This window comes from Leclercia adecarboxylata, from assembly GCF_035787115.1.
In the GTDB taxonomy this organism is placed as follows: Bacteria; Pseudomonadota; Gammaproteobacteria; order Enterobacterales; family Enterobacteriaceae; genus Enterobacter; species Enterobacter adecarboxylatus_E.
Genome location: NZ_JALKTL010000008.1, coordinates 130811 through 147837, shown reverse-complemented (window position 1 = coordinate 147837; position 17027 = coordinate 130811). Strand labels below are relative to the sequence as shown.

Genomic DNA, 17027 nt, shown 5'->3' with positions numbered 1-17027 from the left:
AGTCACGCCCAGCGTTTAATGATTATGGAAGTATTAATGCCGCCGAACGCGAAGTTGTTGCTTTGCAGGTATTCGCAGTCAATGTGACGGGCTTCCCCCATAATATAATCTAACGCGCCGCATTGCTCATCCGGTTGTCTTAAATTGAGGGTCGGCGCGAACCAGCCTTCGCGCATCATCTGCAGGCTCATCCACGCCTCCAGCGCGCCGCAGGCGCCTAAGGTATGGCCGAAATAGCTCTTTAACGATGAGATCGGCACGCTGTCGCCAAACACCGCGGCGGTGGCCTGGCTTTCGGCGATATCGCCCCGGTCGGTGGCGGTGCCGTGCGCTGAAATGTAGCCTATCTCCTGCGGGCTTAGTCCGGCGATCTTCAGCGACTTCTCCATGCAGATCTGCATGGTTTCCCGCTGCGGCTGGGTGATATGTGCCGCATCGCAGTTGGTGGCGAAGCCCACAATCTCCCCGTAAATGGTCGCGCCGCGCGCCTTCGCATGCTCCAGCTCTTCCAGAACCAGGGTGCCTGCTCCCTCGCCAATCACCAGGCCGTCGCGCTGGATGTCAAAGGGCGACGGCGTGGCTTGTGGCGCGTCGTTACGCTGGCTGGTGGCAAACAGGGTATCGAAAACCGCCGCTTCCGACGGGCAAAGCTCTTCGGCGCCGCCGGCCACCATTACCGTCTGGTAGCCGTGGCGGATGGCTTCCCACGCATAGCCAATCGCCTGGCTGCCGGAGGTACAGGCGCTGGAGGTAGGGATCACCCGTCCCCGCAGGCCGAAGAACAGACCGGTGTTCACCGCCGTGGTGTGGGGCATCATCTGCACGTAGGTGGTGCCGGTGATGTTATTGGTGTGCTTCTCGGTGAGCATGGTGGCGAACTCGCTGACCGGGCCGGTGCTGCCGGTAGACGAACCATAGGCAATACCGGTTTCGCCCTGGGTGAGGATCGGATCGTCAATCAGCCCCGCCTGCGCCAGCGCCAGCTCGGTGGCGCGGGTTGACAGCAGCGAGACGCGGCCCATGGCGCGGATGCGTTTGCGGGTGTAGTGATCCGGCAGGGTAAAATCATCAATCGGCGCGGCCAGCAGGGTGTGTAGGCCCTCATATATCGTCCACTCCGGCATCCTGCGTACCGCGTTTTTATACTCCCGTAAGCGGGCAGCCACCGACGCCCACGTTTCACCGAAGGCGGTAACGCCGCCCATGCCCGTGATCACTACCCGACGCGTCATAACATTCCCCCGTTAATGGAGATAACCTGGCGGGTCACATAGCCCGCAATATCCGACATCAGATAGCTGGCAAGCCCGGCTACCTCGTCCGCCTGACCCATACGTTTCATCGGGATCATCGCCATCGCCTCTTTCAGCGCGGCTTCTTCCATCTCGATCATCCCGGTATCAATCAGCCCCGGCGCGATGCAGTTGACGGTGATTTTGCGCTTCGCCAGCTCCATCGCCAGCGCTTTGGTGGCGCCGATAATGCCTGCTTTAGCCGCGCTGTAGTTGACCTGGCCGCGGTTGCCCATCACGCCGGAAACCGATGACAGGGTGATAATCCGTCCGCCCTGACGCGCGCCAATCATCGGCATAATGCAGGGATGAATCACGTTATAAAAGCTGTCGAGGTTGGTGTGGATCACGCTGTCCCAGTCGTCGTCGCTGAGCGCCGGAAACGCGCCGTCCCGGGCGATCCCGGCGTTACTGACCACGCCATACCAGGGGCCGTGGGTCGCCATATCCTGCTCCAGCACCTCGCGGCACTGGGTGCGGTTGCCCACGTCAAACGCCAGCAGACGCCCGCTGCCCCCCGCCTGTTCGATCGCTTCAAGCGTCGCCCGGGCGCCCGTGGCGTCGCGGTGGTAGTGCACGCCGAGGGAAAACCCGTCCGCGGCAAGTTTAAGGGCAATAGCCCGGCCAATGCCTTTGCTGGCGCCGGTGACCAGAACGGAACGACTCATTGACTCACTCCCTGTTTAAACAGTGACGCCAGCTCCTGCTGGCTGGGCTGGAAGGTGTTGACGCGCCCGGTTGCCAGCGGGGTTTCATCGGCGGTAATGGCACACTCGAAGCTGCTGAAGCGTTCATCCTCCATCAGCAGCGTGGCCGTAATGGTCAACACGCTGCGGGCCGGAAAGTGCCCCGTGGCGCAGACCAGTTCCCGCGCCCCCAGCACCATGCCGAGTGAACTGCTCTCCTGACCCTTCTGCTCACGATGCCAGCCCGACCAGATGCCAACGGTCTGGGCCATCAGCTCAAGGGCGTACCAGCCCGGCAGATCGCCTGCGGTAGTGAGAAACGGCGCCAGCACGCCCTGCGGCGTGACGGTAACGCGGCAGATGGCCGAGTCGGCGCTCACGCTCTCGACCGACTCCAGCAGCAGCATGGGGGCATCGTGGGGCAGATAGTCTGCCGGTGATAAATAACTCATGACACTCTCCCCAGCAGGATGCTGGCGTTATTGCCGCCAAAGGCGAACGAATTAGACAAAATTACCGCTTTTTTCAGCTTGCCAGGTCGATGCAGCAGGCCGCAGGCGGCAAGCGTCGGGTCCGGCGCATAGCGGGTGAAATCCTGGGCGGGCAGGGGCAGATCGCGGGTCAGGATCAGCCAGCTTAGCGCCGCTTCGGTGATCCCCGCCGCCCCCAGCGTATGGCCGGTCAGGTGCTTGGTTGAACTGCAGGGCACCGCCGCGCCAAACAGGTCGTGGATCACCTGAGACTCTATCTGGTCATTGAGGGGCGTCGCCGTGCCGTGCAGGTTGATGTAGCCCACCTCGTCCGGTTTCAGTCCGGCTTCGTTCAGCGCCTGGTGAATGGCGCTGATGGCCCCTTCGCCCTGGGGGTGCGGGGCGGAAATATGGTACGCATCGCTCGACTCGCCGCTACCCAGCAGCGCCACCGGCTGCGGCTCGCGGGTGAGCAGCATCAGCGCCGCCGCTTCGCCAATGGTGATCCCCCGGCGGTCGCGGCCAAAGGGCTCGCACAGGGTGGGGGAGAGCGATTCGAGGCTGTTAAAGCCGTTCACCGGCATCCGGCTCAGCGTGTCCGCGCCGCCAACGATGGCGACATCCGCCAGCCCGGCGTCGATCAGCCGACGCCCGCTGATGATGGCCCGCGCGCTCGAGGAGCAGGCGGTGGAAAGGGTAAAGGCCGGGCCGTCCAGATTGAGCCAGTTCGCCAGAAAGCGCGACGGATCGCCCAGCTCCTGCTGCGCGTACCGCCAGTGAGTGCTCTCTTCGCCGTTCTGCGATAGCCGCACGTGCGTGTCGCCCTCATCCAGCCCGGAGGTGCTGGTGCCCATCACCACCGCCACCCGGTCGCGTCCGTAACGGGCAATGGCTTCGTCAACGGCAGGCTGGATCTGCGCCAGCGCCGCCAGCAGAAGCTGATTGTTACGCGAGCGGTGCGTGGCAAAGCTGTCCGGGATCGCGGGCAGTTCACCGTCGACGCCGCCCAGCACCGCGTCCTGCCCCTGCAGCCAGCCGCTGCGCAGGCGCATGCCGGGCGCGATGCCGCGCGTCAGGTTGGCGGCAATCTCGTCGGAAGAGTTGCCCAGGGCGTTGATCAGACCAACGGCAGAAATGTAGATCATCTCAGTCATCCAGATATTGAATGGTGATGTGGTAGTGGAACACGTGCTGTTCGATGCTGATCGGCATGCGCTTGCCCTTGCGCTGGAGATAGACAATCTCCGTCACCAGCCTGCCGTCGGCATTGCGCAGCTCACGCCGGTCGCCTTGATCCTTTAACGTCCAGCCTTTCGGCAGCTGCGCCAGCCAGGCGTCAATCGGCCAGTGGCTCAGCATCACGTCCGCCAGCACCTGGCTGGCTGGCGGTAGCTCGGGCGCAACAATCGACTGTTCCGTATGGATGCCCGTTTCATTATAGGTGGCAAGGAACAGACGGATACCCACCGATGACAGCCCGGCGAGGGTCACCTTCTGCGCATCGGCATTCAGCATCACCAGCAGCGACTGGGTTGTGCCGTTAACGCTGGCGGTCAGAAGCTGCTGAGAGCTTAACGCCGGGTTTATGCCCGGCGGCGGCAGCGTCACCCGGGTGCCTGGCTCAAGCCACGCCTGCGGGCGAGTATCGTCACTTTTGCGGGCGGTGTGGCTGCAACCGGCCAGCATTAGCGCGCCGATCAGGACGGCGACGCGGTAAAAAGGGGTGATCATCATGTTCTCTCTTTTTTGTCCGGCATCGCCAGCGGGGCCAGCAGATACGCGGTAAAAATCCCGCTGACCAGCACGATCCCGAAACTGCTGATAGCCTGCGTGGCGCTGAAGACCAGCATGCCGAGGGTCAGCAGGGTGGTCATCATCGCCAGAGTGATGGCCAGCATCGAGGTCAACGGCGTGCCGCGCGGGTTGTTGAAGAATAGCGTGTAGTTGATGCCGATGCCGAGGACCAGCACCAGCGCCAGCAGCGAAAACAGGTTAACCGGATGGCCCGTGGTCGCCAGCGCGGCGAGACCACAGCCCAGCGACAGCAGGGAGGGCACCAGGGTGATCAGCCCCTTGCGCCAGCCGAGGCGCAGCATCGCACCACAGGCAATCACCGCCAGCGCGACAGCCAGCAGGCCGGTCAGCACGTTGCGGTAGAGGGCAAACAGGCTGTCGAAACTCGCCTTGCGATCCACCCACACCACGCCCGGGTGTTGCTCCGCCAGCTTGCCCAGCGCCGGGCTGTTTTTCACGCCATCCACCGGGACCAGCACCCCGCTTTCACCGCCGGGCAGGGTGAGCCACAGCAGACGCCAGCCTTCGCTGGCCGGGCTGGCAAGCCATGCGTCCACCGTCACCGGCATCGGGCGCAGATCCGGCGACACGGCGGTCAGCCCGGCGTTTTGCAATACTCTGATAACGGCAGGTGCCGCCTGACGCAGCAGCGCCAGATCGCTCTCCTGGCGCGCCAGCGAGTTCAGCGGCAGAGTGCGCCAGGCCTTCAGATCACCCGCCTGCTGCGCCTGCGCCAGCGCCGGGGTAAAGGCCTCCAGCCGCTCCAGCGTCTGCTGGGCCGAGGCACCATGCACCACGAACCACTTTTGATCGACGCTCTGGCCGGTCAGGGCGGTAATGGCTTTCTCCTGGGCCAGAATCGCCTGCGGCAGGGCCTGCAGCTGGGCGATATCGTCATCCACCCGCAGGGTGGCGATCCCCGCGAGGGCGACCAGGGCCAGTGCAACCGGCAGGCCCACCGACAGACGTTTGTCGCGCCATGCCGCCAGCCAGCGCAGCATCGGGGTTTTCAATGGCACCGGGCGCACCGGTAAGCCGCGACACAGCCAGGGATGCCAGAAGATAACCGTCAGGCAGGCGGCGCTCAGGCCCGCGGCGGCAAAGACCGCCATCTGGCGAATGCCCGGAAACGGCGCCAGCATCATAATGAAATAGGCCGCCACGGTGGTGAGCAGTGCCAGCAGCAGGGCGTTGCGCACCTTCGCCAGGCTTTGCCACGGAGAAAACTTATCGCCGTGAACCAGCCGCTCGGTCAGGTAATAGAGCGTGTAATCCGCCGAGATGCCGATGATGCCCATACTCATCACCAGCGTCATCAGATGCAGTTCGCCAAACAGCAGCAGCGTCGCCACGGTGCCCGCCAGCGCGCCGGTGGCGATGGAGAGCAGGCACAGCAGCAGCGGGCGCAGGGAGCGGAACACCGCCACAATCAGCAGGACAACCCCCAGAATAGTGGCAACGCCGAGCGTGGAGACGTCCCGTTTCGCCTGCTGACTGGCGTAGTCGCTGTAAAACACTGTCCCGCGCGACAGCAGCTGCGCCTCCGGGTAACGCGCCTTCAGCTGGCCTTCGAGGTCATGAAGCCGGGTCACCAGCCGGTGGGTTTGCTGCATATCGAACGACGAACCGGCCAGCTCGCCGTGCAGCAGATACCAGTAATTGCCGGCCTCATCTTTAGTCACCAGCCAGCCGTCCATCAGCCGCAGCTTCTGACCGTTTTGCGCAAGCGTGAGCTGCGCGCCGCGCATCAGCATCAGCGGGTCGTTTTGCAGCTCTTTGCCGCTGACGCCGGAGAAGGCGGAGTAAAGCTGGGACAAAATCCACTGGGCCTGCGCCTCGCCGCCGTGTTGCAGCCGGGCGCGGGTGGCACTGTCGATCGTGCCGTTACGGTGCTGCCAGAAGTATTCGCCCCAGGCCTTTTGTCCGGCGGCGTCCATCGGCCCTTTCACCTCGTGCAGGGACCCGGACCCCTGCAGCAGGCTCAGCCACTGCTGCGCCACCTGCGGGTCGGGCTGTTTACCGGGGCTGACCAGCCACACCAGCTGGCGGTCGAGGCGCTCAATAAAACCGTCGTTCAGGGCCGGCGGGATCGCCCCAAGGCTCTGTTTGGGGAGCATCGCCAGCACGCTGCTGTTCAGCCGCGCCCCCGGCAACAGTGTAAGCAGCACCCCCAGCAACGTCAGGCAGACCGCTGCCCACACCAGCGCCGGGCGGCGGGAATTACGGGGCGGCAAAGCGCTGGCGTTCGGCATCGGTCAGGCTGGCGGGCGTAAGCTGGTGGCGGGAAAGGATGATATCGGTCCGGTCGCCCTGTTTGTCATTCAGCACAATGGACTCCAGATACGTGGCGCCCGCCAGATCGAGGGAGGCGAAAATCTTGTCCAGCGGCGTGGTGGTGGGGGTAAGCACCAGCGACCAGCGCTCATTGCCGAGGTCTTTAAAATCGATGCGGAAGTTCTCCTCCAGCACCTTACGATCCGCCTGGAACAGGGCGCGCAGCAGATGGTTGAACTGGAACATCTGCGGGTTAGTGTCGGCGGTGACGATCTGTGGCGGCTGGCCGTTGACGATCTGCACCATCCGCTTGTCGTCCAGCAGCAGCGTCATCGGAAAGGGGGCTTTTTGATCCCACAGCAGCCCGTTATCCCGGGCGATCAACATCTCGCCGTTCGATCGCAGCGGCCGGGGCAGATCCTTGATGGTGCGGGTCTGCTCAAAGTGGGCGCGCACCACCGGCTGTTCGGTGAAGCGTTGCTGTAGCGCATCCAGCGTCACGGCGCTGACCCAGGGGCTGACCAGCAGGGCAAGCAGCGGTAGCCACTTCATGGTGTGACCCCCATGCGCTCAAACAGCACGGCCGGGCTGACAAAACAGAGCTCGCGGCTCTGCTCGTCCACCGCCACCTGAATGGTGTAGCCGGTGGTGGTCCGTTTGCCGCTGGCGGCGTCAAAGATCTGATAGACGATGCGCAGGCGGTTCTCGAACTCGTCGATATGGGCCCGGACGCGGATCCGTTGCTCAAAGATCAGGACATCGCGGTATTTGACCCGGGTATCCACCACCGGCCACAGATAGCCGGAGGCTTTCATCTGGCGATAGCCATAATCGAACTGGTTGAGCAGGGCCTCGCGGGCAATCTCAAAATAACGGAAATAGTTGCCGTGCCAGACCACGCCCATCATATCGACGTCGTGAAACGGTACGGTCAGCTCTACTTCGGTCGTAAAGCGGGGATCGGTCAGCACCCTTTACTCCTTCTCTTTGGCATCCGGCAGACGCCAGAAATCGAAAAAATTAAACCAGTCGAGCGGGGCCTGCAGCGCAAAGTGCTCCAGCCGTTGGGCATAACGGTCGACGGTCTGCTGTAACGCCTGCCGGCGCTCGCTGCGCGGTAACAGCAGCGGATCGGCAAAGTCTTCGCAGTGGATATGCAGCTTCTGCTGCTGGCGCAGGGCGAAGATCAGCACCACCGGGCAGCGCATCAGCGAGGCGAGAATAAATGGCCCCTCGGGAAAAGGCGCAGGCTGGCCCATAAAGTTGCTCCATACCACGCGCCAGTGGCCGCCGCGCTGCGGATCGACGGCGATCCGATCCCCGACGATCGCCACCCACTCCCCGCGATCGATCTTCTCTTTCAGCAGGATGGCGGTTTCCGGGCCAATATCGGTCACCGGCATCAGGTTCAGCCCGGCCTGGGGCGCCATCTCCTGCATAATCTGTTTGAAACGCCGGGCGTTATCGCTGAACACCAGCGCGTTGATGGTTTTGCCCCCTTTGAGCTGGGCCAGGGCGCGGCACGCCTCGACATCGCCCAGGTGCGAGGCCAGCAGCAGCTTGCCCTTAGGTGCGCTCAGATCGAGTCTTTCCCGCGCGCCGGGGGCAAACAGCACGTCCCGGTCCAGTTTGAGTTCGCCCCGCCAGCTGGCGACCTTATCCAGCATCGCGTTGCCAAAACGCATAAAGTGGAAAAAGCTGTTCAGGCGCGCAGGCCTGGGCTGCTGGCGCTGGGCCAGCGTCTCGCTGACGCGGGCAATCCACTGCTGCGAGGCCTGCCGTGCCGGGCGGGCGGTGAGCCAGTAAACGGCAATCACCGGCCACAGCAGGAGGGTAAATGCCCTGCGGCCAAGCAGCTGCCAGACCCGCAGCATCAGGCGCATCCCGTGCAGCCCTCTGGTCTCCTGCTGCTGCGCCCAGTGCTCGCTGTGGCGGCGAAAGAGCAGGGAGGGGATGCGCGGCAGCATGCCGAAGAACAGCCGGGTGTGCATCCAGGAGATACGCAGGTTGTCGTTCAGGGCGTCGAAATGGGAGACGCCATTTTCGGGATAGGTCACCCGGGTGGGCAGGAAATAGCTGGTATTGCCCTGCCAGTAGAGGCGCACCATCACTTCGGTGTCAAAATCCATCCGCTTGCCGAGCGGCACGCGGTTAACCAGCTGCAGCGTGGCATCAACCGGATAGACCCGAAAGCCGCACATGCTGTCTTTGAGCTGCAATGACAGAGTTTCGATCCACACCCAGACGTGGGTGACCCAGCGGCCATACAGGCGCGAGCGGGGGATCGAGCTATCAAAGACCGGCTGGCCGGAGATCAGCGCCGTCGGGTGGCGTTCGGCCAGCGCCAGCAGCTGCGGAATGTCTTCCAGGGCGTGCTGCCCGTCGGCGTCCACCTGCACCGCGTGGGTAAAACCCGCCCCGGCGCACACTTTCAGCCCGCGGATCACCGTCGCGCCTTTGCCGCTGTTGTGCGTCAGACGCACCAGCGTCACCTGGGCGTTGTCTGCGGCCAGGCGATCCAGCGCCTGACGGGTGCTGGCGTCGCTGCCATCGTCCACCACAATCACCGGCAGCTGAAGCGGTGCCAGGCGGGCCAGGACGCTGGCCATCATCGCCCCGTGGTTATAGCAGGGGATTAGAATGCAGGGGCGGAAGGTTAACGACATAAGCGAATCTTCCCGCTGCTGGCCGTGTGGCGCTGTTCGCCGTCGTGGCGTTGATAGCTAAAGGTGAGCATCTGGCGCGCCGAATTCCAGTCGAGGACCAGCGTCACGGTGGCGTCCGGGAGCAGCGGTGCCTGAAATTTCACGTTCTGAATACTGTGAAAGCGGTACCCCGGCGCCAGCAGGGTAGTGGCGTAGTGCATCGCCCAGTCGACCTGGGCGATGCCCGGCAGCAGCGGCTGTACGGCAAAATGGCCCTGGAACCAGAACAGCGCCGGATCGAGAAGCAGGACGATCTCAAGCTGCTGGGGCTGTGCCTGGTGGCGCCCGATTTCAGGGATTTCCATCAAATAACTCCTGTAACTGCGCATAAACACGCTTGTTCATACTGTTCACCGGCATTTCATCAAGGATACGCCAGTAGCGGGGGATCGCGACCGGTTCCAGCCACGGGCGCAGGGCGCGTCGCCAGGCAAGGATCTGCCCTTTACGGCCGCGCTGGCGAAGCTGCTGACGTGCGGCGTCGCTCAGAACCAGCAGCGCGCCAATCCCCTGCCGTCCGCCGCGGGTAACCGGCAGTGCCGCCGCCTCGCAGACGCCCTCCAGCGCCAGCAGACGCTGCTCGACCTCATTGAGCGAAATACGCTTCTCCTCGATTTTAACCACCCGCCCCCGGCGACCCAGGAGGCGGAACCGGCCATCATCTGCGAACTGCAAAATATCGTCGAGGGGCACCCCGTGCGCATCAGTGAGCGGCGAGGTGACGCGCAGGACGTCATTATCGCGGGTAAATGTTACACCGGGGAAGGGCTGCCAGAGGTTTGCCTCCGCCTGACGGGAGCGCCAGGCGAGAACCCCGGTTTCGCTGCTGCCGTAAATCTCATCCGGCCAGCGTCCCAGCCAGCGATGGGTCTCGCAGGCCGATGCCCACTCCAGCACGCCGCCGGCCGAAACCAGCACTGCGACGGGTGGCGGGGCGAGCGCGGGATCGAGCCGCTTCAGAAAAGCCGGGCTGCTGATAAACAGGTAGCGCCTGGTGGGATCCAGCGCCGCCAGCTGCTCGGCGTAGGCGAGCATCGCCGTGTGCAGCGGCAGCCCGAGCGCCATCGGCAGCACAATGCGAAACGTCAGGCCGTACAGGTGCTGCGGCACCACCGAGGAGACCACAGAGCAGCCCTGCAACCGCTCGCCAAAGCGGGCCGCCAGCAGGCTGGCTTCACGATCGAGCTGGGCGAGGGTTTTGCTTATCTTTTCGGGCTTTCCGGTCGAGCCGGAGGTAAACAGCACGATCGCGCGGGCGTCGTCAAGGGCGGGCAGCGGCGTAAAGGGGCTTGCCCCGCGGCAGGCGGAGCTGACCAGGATCAGACGGCCCCGGACGTTCAGCATGCTGTCGCTCAGCACCCCGCTGAACAGCCTCTGCTGTTCGTCAAGCAGCGATGCCCGGCTGTGGCCGGGCAGCACCGGGGTTTTGCCCGCGTGCAGCGTTGCCAGCAGGGCGACGATAAACAGATAGCTGTTATCAAAGCAGAGCGCCCAGCACTCGCCTTCCTGCTGCTGCAGGCTGGCCGTCAGGGTGCTCACGTCATGGCGTAGTTCACCCAGCGTCCAGCGGCGATCGCCCGACCAGGCGACAGGGGTGTCGTCCGGACGCGGGCCGTTCAGCCACTGGCTCACCGGCAGGGGGTTATGCATTTTTGATCATCCGCTGACGTACCAGCCACTCGCTTGCCATTAATGTTCCCATCAGGATGTAGGCGATCATGCCGTTCCACAGCGTCCAGAGTTGCATATCGCCGTGCAGCACGGTGAACAGCGCCACGCTGCCGTTAAAAATGAAAAAGCCGCACCACACCCGGGTGACGACGCGGGTATAGCGCACCCCGGCAGGGGGAAGGTCAGGTTCACGCAGGCGCGCCAGCCGTTCAACCAGCGGCATCGCCGACCACAGCGAACCGCCAAACACCGCCAGCATCGCCAGGTTCACCACCACCGGGTAGAACAGCAGCCACTGATGCGCTTTCAGCAGGTAGCTTGCCGCACACAGGACGATGCCCACCAGCGCAACGCTCTGGATCACATAGCGCAGCGGGCCGCCCTTTTGTCGCGCCTGGTAAAAACGGCACAGCAGCAGGGCAGCCATCAGCGGCAGCAGCCAGTGCAGGTTGTTATGCGATAGCCCGAAGCCAATCAGAAAGGGCCAGCCGAGCAGCATAAGCCCCGTCAGCAGCGGGATCGCCGGAAATGACTTTCCGCCACGCATGACGCGTTACGCTTCGCGCAGCAGTTTTTCTACCGCGTCCACCACGTCCTGCACGGTACGCACCGACTTGAAGGTTTCCGGTTTGATCCGGGCACCGGTGCGTTTTTGCAGGTGAACCACCATGTCGACGGCGTCGATGCTGTCGAGCTCCAGATCCTCGTACAGTCGCGCCTGTGGCGTGATCTCCTCTGGCGCAATTTCAAACAGGGTGATCAGGAGGGAAGTCACTTCCTGATAAACAGATTTGTGTTCAGTCGTCATCGTAAATTCGGTCTCAGGCGCGTTGGGCAGTGATATAGGAAGCCAGCGTGGCAACGGAGTAGAAATGCTGACGCATCTCTTCGCTTTCGGCAGACAGCACCACGCCGTACTGGTTTTTTACCGCCAGGCCCAGCTCAAGGGCATCGATCGAGTCGAGGCCCAGCCCATCGCCAAACAGCGCGGCATCCGTATCGATATCCTCTGCGGTCAATTCGTCCAGATTGAGGGTAGTAATGATAAGATTTTTAATTTCCAGGTAGAGCGCTTGCATCATTAATTCCTGACAAAGATTGAAGACCGGATGTTAAGCGATGCTGCAGGTGCCGATTGAGCCGTCTGGCTGCCAGCGCGGGCTCGTGGACCGCTGCATCGTAAAAATTATTAATATTTACCCGCTCACGGACATCGACCGTGAAAAAGGGCTTATCTGGCGGTATGTCATACCACCGGCTGTGTTTATCGAGCAGATGTTCACTGCAGTGAATAATCACCACCCGCAGATCGCTGGCGCAACGTACGGCAATATTGGCCGCGCCGCGTTGCAGCCTGATGGCTTCCCCCACCCGCGTGCGGGTGCCTTCCGGGAAGATCAGCAGCGTGTCGCCCTGGCTCAGCCGCTGCCGGCAGGCGTTTAACAGGGTATCGGCCTCGCTGTTGATGAGATAATCCGCCGCCCGGATCGCCCCGCTGAGAAAGGGATTACGCAGCAGGGCGCCTTTCACCAGACAGTCGGTTTCCGGCATCACCGAGGCGATAAGCACGTAGTCGATAAGGGTCGGATGGTTCGCTACCACCAGACAGCCGCACTCCTGGCGCAGCACGTCGAGATTATCGAAACGGTAATCCAGCACGCCAAGCGCGCGCGCCACGGTTAAAAAAGCGCGGAAGCTGGCAGCGATGCTGCGCCGGGCGAGGCGGCGGCGGCGGACGCGATCGCGCTGGACCAGATTCAGCAGGTTGAACCACACCAGCGACAGCAGTAGCCCGCCCACGCCAAACAGCGCGAAGCACAGGCCGGTCATCACCAGCCGCCAGCCGCGGCTCAGCGCCGCCCTGATAGCTGTCATGCGCGCGTCCACTGCCACAGCAGGCGTTCGCCGGGTACGTTAAACTGCGCATCGTCATGCAGATAATGGCGCAGGAACAGCAGGCTCTGGGGCAGCGAAAGTTCGTCAAGGTAACGGGCGGCGCGGGTTTCGCAGCACAGGGCGTTACCGGCCTCGATAACCAGCGCCAGGGCATAGGGCCAGGCTGGCATCTGTTCCGGCAGCGCGGGACGATAAAATTCGGGCAGAGTGCCGTCGAAATCGACCATCAACACGCGCTTATAACCGGCATGCAGCAGGCTCAGCACGTCGCACAGCCCCTGCTGGAAGGTATCCATCCCGGCGGAAAGCGACGACGAGACAATCGGTTGACGCGCGGCGATGGTGAGATTGCCCACCGCGGAGTTGTGCACCGACATGGCGAAATCGGTGGGGGAGACATCCTGCCCGGTTGCCAGCGCATGCAGGAGACGATAGTTACGCTCCAGCTCGCCATGACGACTGGTATAGACCACGGCGTCGATGGCGTGCTTTCGCACCATCGCCATCCCGCACTCCACCGCCAGCTTGCTGCCTGAGCTGAGGCGGCGGGCGGTCATCATCGGCAGTTCGGACAGTTTTGCCTGCGGCGCCGCAGGATCGATGGCGTGCAAACCCTGTGACCATGCCTGCCACTGACTGGCATCACAAAGGCCTGGCGCTCTGGCTTGCCAGTCGAGAATGTTAAGTGCAAATTTCATCTGCGCGCGTCCGCGAAAACCCGTCATCCGGTAGCGCCGCCAGAATCAGGCGACGATATTAGTCATTTTTCTGGCAAATCAACAAGGTGTGGCCCACCCCGAGATTGTCATGCCGCTGTTCTACCCGGAATCCTGCTTTTTCCAGATAGTCATAAAATTTCTCTACGCTGTAAAAACGGCTGTTGCCGTTTGCCATACAGGTGAAATAGAGCGAGGTAGCGTTCAGGCTGAAGGAGGCCGCTTCGAATCGTTGCGCATCCCAGAACAACTCCAGGATGCACAGGCGGGCACCCGGCTTCATCACCTTCGCCACGTTGCCCAGCAGGGTCACAATCTGATCGGGAGAGAAGCAGTCCAGAAACTGGCTCATCCACCAGATATCCGCGTCATCCGGCAGAACAGCGTCGCTAAGCATATCGACAGGATGAAACTCAATACGATGAGATAATCCTGCTTTTGCGATATTTTCCTGGGCCAGGGCGATTTGCTGCGGCAGATCGAGCAGCGTAACGGCGACATTTTCATCGTATCTACAGCAGCGTAGCGCCCATTTACCCGTATTGCCGCCGACATCGTACAATTTTGTCGGCCTGCTTGCGAATATAAGGGGGAGCGCGGCGTCGAATGCGCCATCAGAATAGAAGTGATCGAAGGCAAACCAGCTCCGCTGCGCCTGTTCGGGCAGGGCTGAGAGGGCCGGATAAATGGTCGGCCAGTCGCCAAAAACCGCCAGCCCGGCCGGCTTTTCCGTTTGCAGGGCGTCGGCAAGGTGAAACAGCCCCTGGTAGCAAACGTCCTGGGTGAAATCCATGTTTACGCGGGTCATGCTGTCGTGCAGCAAATAGTGACCGATTTTAGCCAGATAGTAGCGGCCGTCGCTGTGGGTCAGGATCCGCCCGCTCAGGCCCATATCCAGCAGGACGCCGACGCCATAGGCGCCGAGGGTGCTGTTGGCCGCGACCTCCTCAAGCGTAGCGCCGCGCTGGCCCTGTTTATCCAGAAAGGACAGCACCCCGGAATTACGCAGACAGAGCGCGGTCTGGAACAGCATCGGTGCAAATGCGATACGTTGCGCCTCGGTGATGGCCTCAAGCGCGCTGAGCGTGTCCTTTTCGTACATAAATGTTACCCCGGTAAGCGGCTTTTCGGTCTGCCCGGGCCCAGCAGGATCGCCAGTTTGCTGCCGCCCTTCGTGGTCTCCATCCAGATCTTACAGACGCTGGTGAGCGGAACGGAGAGTAACATTCCCACCGGGCCGAGTAACCAGCCCCAGATCAATAACGACAGGAATACCACCAGCGTGGACATCCCCAGCCGGTGGCCCATCATTCGGGGTTCCACGATATTGCCCAGCACCATATGGACCACCAGGAACAGCGCACCCACCATCATGCATTCGTAAAAACCGTTAAACAGAAACGCCTGGATCATCGGCGGTACGGCGGAGATCACCGCCCCGATATTAGGAACATAGTTCAGCAGAAAGGCCAGCACGCCCCACATCAGGGCAAACTGTACCCCCAGCAGCGCCAGCCCGAGCCAGACGATGGCCCCGGTCCACAGGCTCAGCAGCGTTTTCAGCGCCAGATAGTGCGAAACGCCCTTCAGCGCGCGGTGTAAACCGGCGATATGGATCTGCGGATTATTGAGGGCGAAACGCATCTTGTACGGCACGTGGCGCACTTCAAACAGCATAAAGACCACGGTCATCACCAGCAGCAGGATACTGGCCATCGCCCCGGAGAGCTGGGTCATCAGCGCCGTGGCAAAGGTCATCACCTTCTCCGAATCCATCCGTTGCAACATTCGCTCCGGGGAGATATGCAGGTTGAGGAACGGGAAAATCTCCTGTAGATCGATAATCTTGCGCGTCAGCTCTTTGTTGTATTTCGGCAGCATGGCGGCAAATTCATTGAGCGAGGCCGCCAGCACCCCAAACAGCGCCGTCAGGCCAATCAGCATCACCACCACCACAATGGTGATGGCGACAGGGCGGCTCACCCCGCGGCGCAAAAACCAGGTGACGAGCGGGTTGAGAACGATGGCAAAAAAGAGCGCCAGCAGTAGCTGAACAAGAATATCCGCTGCGGCGTGGATGCCCGCCAGGATCACCACCAGACAGGCCAGTTTCATTAAAATATGGAGACCCGCTTTATCAGGGGGCTGAATACCCGTTTTATCGGGTGGTGTGATTATCATGGTTTTTCCTCTTATCAGATGCCCATAAGTGTAGTGCGCGGGCAGCGCTTCGGCTGACGCTGTTATTCTTAAAGTCGCTGCTGCATTTCTGCCCCTGGCATGGTAATAGTGAAACACTGTTGTAAAAAATCTGGTGAGCCCGATGCCCGAACCTGCCGCCGAACCGGCACTGAGTGGATTACGCCTCAATCTGCGTATTGTTTCTGTTGTGATTTTCAACTTTGCCAGCTACCTGACCATCGGCCTGCCGTTGGCCGTCCTGCCGGGCTACGTGCACGATATCATGGGCTTTAGCGCCTTCTGGGCGGGCCTGGTGATCAGCCTGCAATACTTCGCTACCCTGCTAAGCCGCCCCTATGCCGGGCGCTATGCCGATCTGTTCGGGCCAAAGAGCATTGTGGTGCTGGGGCTGTGCGGCTGCTTCCTGAGCGGGGTCAGCTATTTTCTGGCCGGACTCTCCGGCGCCTGGCCGGTAGCCAGCCTGGTGCTGCTCTGTTTTGGTCGGGTAATTCTGGGCGTGGGGCAAAGCCTCGCTGGCACGGGCTCTACCCTGTGGGGCGTGGGCGTGGTGGGAGCCTCGCACATCGGGCGGGTGATCTCCTGGAACGGGATTGTTACCTACGGGGCGATGGCGATGGGGGCCCCGCTGGGTGTGCTTTGCTATCGCTACACCGGCCTGAATGGGCTGGCGTTGACCATTATGGGGGTGGCGCTGCTGGCGATTTTGTTCGCGCTGCCGCGCCCGAAAGTGAAGGCCAGCAAAGGCAAACCGATGCCGTTTCGCGCGGTGCTGGGGCGCGTCTGGCCCTACGGCATGGCGCTGGCCCTCGGCTCGGCAGGCTTTGGGGTGATCGCCACCTTCATTACGCTGTTCTACGCCGATAAAGGCTGGGACGGGGCGGCCTTTGCGCTGACCCTGTTCAGCTGTGCCTTTGTCGGGACGCGGCTGCTGTTCCCGAACGGTATCAACCGGCTGGGCGGGCTGAATGTGGCAATGATCTGCTTTAGCGTCGAGATTATCGGCCTGCTACTGACCGGTATCGCCGGGGAGCCGTGGATGGCGCGGATCGGGGTGTTCCTCGCGGGGGCGGGCTTCTCGCTAGTGTTCCCGGCGCTGGGCGTGGTGGCGGTGAAGGCCGTGCCGCAGCAGAATCAGGGCGCGGCGCTGGCGACCTATACGGTGTTTATGGATATGTCGCTCGGGGTGACCGGGCCGCTGGCCGGGCTGGTGATGGCGTGGGCCGGGGTGCCGGTTATCTATCTGGCGGCTGCAGGGCTGGTGGCGGTGGCGTTACTGCTGACGTGGCGGCTAAAAAAATGGCCTCCGGAGGAGGCCATCTGA

18 protein-coding genes and 1 pseudogene are annotated in these 17027 nt (G+C 62.3%); 1 reads left to right on the top strand and 18 read right to left on the bottom strand.

Features of this window, described 5'->3' with window-relative positions; translation table 11 throughout:
• Positions 1–2: 2 nt before the first annotated feature.
• From MXM41_RS20710 to MXM41_RS20625, 18 genes are read right to left on the bottom strand one after another with little or no spacing between them, the layout of a single operon-like run.
• Positions 3–1232 carry a beta-ketoacyl-ACP synthase gene (locus MXM41_RS20710; RefSeq protein WP_325934095.1) on the bottom strand — a complete coding sequence of 410 codons (1230 nt, stop codon included), beginning with the start codon at positions 1230–1232 and terminating at the stop codon, positions 3–5.
• Entirely contained in the window at positions 1229–1960 is a 732-nt protein-coding gene (locus MXM41_RS20705) for a 3-ketoacyl-ACP reductase FabG2 (RefSeq protein ID WP_325934093.1), read from the bottom strand. Before MXM41_RS20705 ends, MXM41_RS20710 begins: the two co-directional genes overlap by 4 nt.
• Positions 1957–2430: a 3-hydroxy-fatty acyl-ACP dehydratase gene (locus MXM41_RS20700; RefSeq protein ID WP_325934091.1), complete on the bottom strand. Its 474-nt coding sequence runs from the start codon at positions 2428–2430 to the stop codon at positions 1957–1959. Before MXM41_RS20700 ends, MXM41_RS20705 begins: the two co-directional genes overlap by 4 nt.
• The gene (locus tag MXM41_RS20695) at positions 2427–3593 is read right to left on the bottom strand and encodes a beta-ketoacyl-[acyl-carrier-protein] synthase family protein (RefSeq protein ID WP_325934090.1); all 1167 of its coding nucleotides are present in this window, start codon (positions 3591–3593) and stop codon (positions 2427–2429) included. The genes MXM41_RS20700 and MXM41_RS20695 overlap by 4 nt, the downstream gene beginning before the upstream one ends.
• 1 nt (position 3594) lies before the next feature.
• On the bottom strand, positions 3595–4176 hold the full coding sequence (locus MXM41_RS20690; protein WP_325934138.1) for a DUF3261 domain-containing protein: 582 nt from the start codon (positions 4174–4176) through the stop codon (positions 3595–3597).
• A 2-nt stretch (positions 4177–4178) separates the two neighbouring features.
• On the bottom strand, positions 4179–6494 hold the full coding sequence (locus tag MXM41_RS20685) for an MMPL family transporter (protein WP_325934089.1): 2316 nt from the start codon (positions 6492–6494) through the stop codon (positions 4179–4181).
• Complete coding sequence (locus MXM41_RS20680; protein WP_325934087.1) at positions 6463–7068, bottom strand: outer membrane lipoprotein carrier protein LolA; 606 nt, start codon at positions 7066–7068, stop codon at positions 6463–6465. The genes MXM41_RS20685 and MXM41_RS20680 overlap by 32 nt, the downstream gene beginning before the upstream one ends.
• Positions 7065–7487 carry a thioesterase family protein gene (locus MXM41_RS20675; RefSeq protein WP_325934084.1) on the bottom strand — a complete coding sequence of 141 codons (423 nt, stop codon included), beginning with the start codon at positions 7485–7487 and terminating at the stop codon, positions 7065–7067. Before MXM41_RS20675 ends, MXM41_RS20680 begins: the two co-directional genes overlap by 4 nt.
• A 3-nt stretch (positions 7488–7490) precedes the next feature.
• Positions 7491–9182 carry a glycosyltransferase family 2 protein gene (locus MXM41_RS20670; protein ID WP_325934082.1) on the bottom strand — a complete coding sequence of 564 codons (1692 nt, stop codon included), beginning with the start codon at positions 9180–9182 and terminating at the stop codon, positions 7491–7493.
• Positions 9173–9526 (bottom strand): hydroxymyristoyl-ACP dehydratase, encoded by a 354-nt coding sequence (locus tag MXM41_RS20665; RefSeq protein WP_325934081.1) that lies wholly within the window; start codon positions 9524–9526, stop codon positions 9173–9175. The genes MXM41_RS20670 and MXM41_RS20665 overlap by 10 nt, the downstream gene beginning before the upstream one ends.
• Positions 9513–10871, bottom strand: a complete 1359-nt coding sequence (locus MXM41_RS20660; RefSeq protein ID WP_325934079.1) for an AMP-dependent synthetase — start codon at positions 10869–10871, stop codon at positions 9513–9515. Before MXM41_RS20660 ends, MXM41_RS20665 begins: the two co-directional genes overlap by 14 nt.
• Positions 10864–11439, bottom strand: coding sequence for a hypothetical protein (locus tag MXM41_RS20655; protein ID WP_325934078.1), 576 nt, complete (start codon positions 11437–11439; stop codon positions 10864–10866). The genes MXM41_RS20660 and MXM41_RS20655 overlap by 8 nt, the downstream gene beginning before the upstream one ends.
• Positions 11440–11445: 6 nt before the next feature.
• Entirely contained in the window at positions 11446–11700 is a 255-nt protein-coding gene (locus tag MXM41_RS20650) for an acyl carrier protein (RefSeq protein ID WP_325934076.1), read from the bottom strand.
• 13 nt (positions 11701–11713) lie between these two features.
• The gene (locus MXM41_RS20645; protein ID WP_325934074.1) at positions 11714–11971 is read right to left on the bottom strand and encodes a phosphopantetheine-binding protein; all 258 of its coding nucleotides are present in this window, start codon (positions 11969–11971) and stop codon (positions 11714–11716) included.
• Positions 11946–12767: a lysophospholipid acyltransferase family protein gene (locus MXM41_RS20640; RefSeq protein ID WP_325934073.1), complete on the bottom strand. Its 822-nt coding sequence runs from the start codon at positions 12765–12767 to the stop codon at positions 11946–11948. Before MXM41_RS20640 ends, MXM41_RS20645 begins: the two co-directional genes overlap by 26 nt.
• Positions 12764–13486 carry a beta-ketoacyl synthase chain length factor gene (locus MXM41_RS20635; RefSeq protein ID WP_325934071.1) on the bottom strand — a complete coding sequence of 241 codons (723 nt, stop codon included), beginning with the start codon at positions 13484–13486 and terminating at the stop codon, positions 12764–12766. Before MXM41_RS20635 ends, MXM41_RS20640 begins: the two co-directional genes overlap by 4 nt.
• A gap of 58 nt (positions 13487–13544) precedes the next feature.
• Positions 13545–14606 carry a methyltransferase gene (locus MXM41_RS20630; RefSeq protein WP_325934068.1) on the bottom strand — a complete coding sequence of 354 codons (1062 nt, stop codon included), beginning with the start codon at positions 14604–14606 and terminating at the stop codon, positions 13545–13547.
• Between the two features lie 5 nt (positions 14607–14611).
• Entirely contained in the window at positions 14612–15685 is a 1074-nt protein-coding gene (locus MXM41_RS20625; protein WP_325934066.1) for an AI-2E family transporter, read from the bottom strand.
• A gap of 108 nt (positions 15686–15793) precedes the next feature.
• On the opposite strand from MXM41_RS20625, the pseudogene MXM41_RS20620 reads away from it, so the two are divergent.
• Positions 15794–17027: pseudogene (locus MXM41_RS20620) on the top strand (MFS transporter).

Excerpts from the sequence above, each read along its gene's own strand:
- MXM41_RS20710 (WP_325934095.1), bottom strand. The coding sequence starts at position 1,232 with ATGACGCGTCGGGTAGTGATCACGGGCATGGGCGGCGTTACCGCCTTC.
- MXM41_RS20705 (WP_325934093.1), bottom strand. The coding sequence starts at position 1,960 with ATGAGTCGTTCCGTTCTGGTCACCGGCGCCAGCAAAGGCATTGGCCGG.
- MXM41_RS20700 (WP_325934091.1), bottom strand. The coding sequence starts at position 2,430 with ATGAGTTATTTATCACCGGCAGACTATCTGCCCCACGATGCCCCCATG.
- MXM41_RS20695 (WP_325934090.1), bottom strand. The coding sequence starts at position 3,593 with ATGATCTACATTTCTGCCGTTGGTCTGATCAACGCCCTGGGCAACTCT.
- MXM41_RS20685 (WP_325934089.1), bottom strand. The coding sequence starts at position 6,494 with ATGCCGAACGCCAGCGCTTTGCCGCCCCGTAATTCCCGCCGCCCGGCG.
- MXM41_RS20680 (WP_325934087.1), bottom strand. The coding sequence starts at position 7,068 with ATGAAGTGGCTACCGCTGCTTGCCCTGCTGGTCAGCCCCTGGGTCAGC.
- MXM41_RS20670 (WP_325934082.1), bottom strand. The coding sequence starts at position 9,182 with ATGTCGTTAACCTTCCGCCCCTGCATTCTAATCCCCTGCTATAACCAC.
- MXM41_RS20665 (WP_325934081.1), bottom strand. The coding sequence starts at position 9,526 with ATGGAAATCCCTGAAATCGGGCGCCACCAGGCACAGCCCCAGCAGCTT.
- MXM41_RS20660 (WP_325934079.1), bottom strand. The coding sequence starts at position 10,871 with ATGCATAACCCCCTGCCGGTGAGCCAGTGGCTGAACGGCCCGCGTCCG.
- MXM41_RS20655 (WP_325934078.1), bottom strand. The coding sequence starts at position 11,439 with ATGCGTGGCGGAAAGTCATTTCCGGCGATCCCGCTGCTGACGGGGCTT.
- MXM41_RS20650 (WP_325934076.1), bottom strand. The coding sequence starts at position 11,700 with ATGACGACTGAACACAAATCTGTTTATCAGGAAGTGACTTCCCTCCTG.
- MXM41_RS20645 (WP_325934074.1), bottom strand. The coding sequence starts at position 11,971 with ATGCAAGCGCTCTACCTGGAAATTAAAAATCTTATCATTACTACCCTC.
- MXM41_RS20640 (WP_325934073.1), bottom strand. The coding sequence starts at position 12,767 with ATGACAGCTATCAGGGCGGCGCTGAGCCGCGGCTGGCGGCTGGTGATG.
- MXM41_RS20635 (WP_325934071.1), bottom strand. The coding sequence starts at position 13,486 with ATGAAATTTGCACTTAACATTCTCGACTGGCAAGCCAGAGCGCCAGGC.
- MXM41_RS20630 (WP_325934068.1), bottom strand. The coding sequence starts at position 14,606 with ATGTACGAAAAGGACACGCTCAGCGCGCTTGAGGCCATCACCGAGGCG.
- MXM41_RS20625 (WP_325934066.1), bottom strand. The coding sequence starts at position 15,685 with ATGATAATCACACCACCCGATAAAACGGGTATTCAGCCCCCTGATAAA.